Genomic DNA, 2,037 nt, shown 5'->3' on the forward strand with positions numbered 1-2,037 from the left:
TCACATTAAGAAATCTCCCTAAAAAACAACATCTTGATATGCTTTTGTTTTATAATCAATGTATAGGAAATATTCCTTTTTATGTAGAAAGAGATTCTAAAGAATATATAGAATCTAGAAAGGTAGCATAAATGAAAAAGTTTTTACACATTCTTTTATTATCTAGTGTTGCTTTGTTGTTTAATGGTTGTATTAGTGGTTGGGGGTGGCTTGTGCCATATAACTTGCAACCAAGTTATCATCAATTTAAAAAAATGTGTAAGTTAAATAATTACCCAAAAAGTGAGGAAAAATATAATAGAATCTTAGCTTATTTTGATAAGAGTTTAGATGGTAGTATAGGAAAAAATGGTTATGCAAAAATAGGTTATAGCAATAGAATAGATTTAGGAGTATATATTTATTATAAGAATCCAAACAACAAAACATTAACTTTTAAAAATATTGATAAAATGTATTTTAGACCAATATGGAAAAACTATGCACCAAATATTTATGGTAATGAGGGTAATATGGATTTTAGATTAAAGTTTGACGGTGAAATAGATTGCAGAAGCTTAGTAGGAGAGTTAGATGGATAATAAACAACAAATCAATAAACTAAGGAATATGGCGGAAATTGCACAGGCAAGTTATGGATATTTTCATTGCGTTGATAATAAATTTGATATAAAAGATGAAGATAAAATTGTTACCTTTGAAGATGTTTTAGATATTACCTATAAAAACTCTAAAATTATTGATGAAAGAGGATTTAAAATTGGCAAACTCAATGGCGACATGACTCCCAATCAAGCAAAAAGATTCTTTTCTCGCTATGATTTACTTATCCATCAACCAAATACTGAAAGTGGCTTTTCTGCTACTTTATTTGGAGAAAAAAGAAAACAAAGGAATACAGAATCCAAACTCCTAAAGGAATTACAATGCTTTTAGCAATAGTATGTTTTCTCCTTATCGTCTTTACTCTTTCATATTTTCTTTTATGGCTTATATACAGAAAAGTCTTTAAATCGCAAGAACAGATTTCTATAGCCCTAACATTTGTTGTAAGTATAGGCTTGGTAATGCTTTTTGTGTATCCGCCTATGGTATTTTTTTATTTTCTATTCTTTACTCTTTCATATATTATATGGTGGCTTATATATAGAAAACTCTTTAAATCACAAAAGCATATATCTAAATTTCTTGTAGTGCTTGGAAGTATAGGTTTAATTATGTTTTATTACACACCATATTCATTTTATTTAGAGCCTAGTTATTGGCAATTTAGAAATATGTGTAAGCTTAATGAATTACCTAATAATGAGGAGAAGTATAATAAGATTCTAGGGTATTTTGATACAAGTTTAGATACGCTAGATTGGGAGGAGTTGAATAAAGAAGCGCAAATAGCCCATGGCTCACCTATTGCAATTGATTATCAGAGAAAAGTAATCAATTACTCTTCTTCTACTCCAAAAAATAAGGGTAGATTAAGTTATAATTATGTCTTTTTATATCCGCATTCCAAAGAGAAATTTTTTCAACAAAATTTACCTCTAATAGGATTTTTAACTACTTGGCAAACAAGACGTTATTTTCCAGATGGTAATGAAGGGAGTGGGTTTTATTGGAGTGAGGGAGTTTTAACATGTGTTGATGTAAATGCAGAAATGCAATACTTAAGGAACAATAATGGGCAATAAACAACAAATACAAAAACTAAGAGATAATGCTGAATTAGCAATGGCAGCTTATGGATATTTTCATTTAATAGGGAAGAAAATTGAGAATGATAGAGAAAAATATGGTGATAAAGCTGACAAACCCATAACTCTTCATGATATTTTAGACATGACTTACAAAGGCTATAAAGTCAAAGATACAGGTCTAATATTTGATGATGAACTCAAAGGCGACATGACTCCCACCCAAGCACAAAGATTCTTTTCTCGCTATGATTTACTCATTCATCAACCAAATACTGAAAGTGGATTCTCTGCTACTTTATTTGGAGAAAAAAGAAAACAAAAGAATACAGAATCTAAAGAGATT

3 protein-coding genes and 1 pseudogene are annotated in these 2,037 nt (G+C 29.4%); all 4 read left to right on the top strand.

Annotated elements, in window-relative coordinates:
* Positions 1 to 131: 131 nt before the first annotated feature.
* The gene (locus LS81_RS10750) at positions 132 to 581 is read left to right on the top strand and encodes a hypothetical protein (protein ID WP_138069951.1); all 450 of its coding nucleotides are present in this window, start codon (positions 132 to 134) and stop codon (positions 579 to 581) included.
* Positions 574 to 936 carry a hypothetical protein gene (locus LS81_RS10755; RefSeq protein WP_138069952.1) on the top strand — a complete coding sequence of 121 codons (363 nt, stop codon included), beginning with the start codon at positions 574 to 576 and terminating at the stop codon, positions 934 to 936. The genes LS81_RS10750 and LS81_RS10755 overlap by 8 nt, the downstream gene beginning before the upstream one ends.
* Before the next feature lie 152 nt (positions 937 to 1,088).
* On the top strand, positions 1,089 to 1,688 hold the full coding sequence (locus LS81_RS10760; RefSeq protein WP_138069953.1) for a hypothetical protein: 600 nt from the start codon (positions 1,089 to 1,091) through the stop codon (positions 1,686 to 1,688).
* Positions 1,678 to 2,037 (top strand): annotated as a pseudogene (locus LS81_RS10765) (hypothetical protein); the annotation flags it as partial. The gene LS81_RS10760 and the pseudogene LS81_RS10765, both read left to right, overlap by 11 nt.

Source organism: Helicobacter trogontum (assembly GCF_000765905.2).
GTDB lineage: Bacteria > Campylobacterota > Campylobacteria > Campylobacterales > Helicobacteraceae > Helicobacter_A > Helicobacter_A trogontum.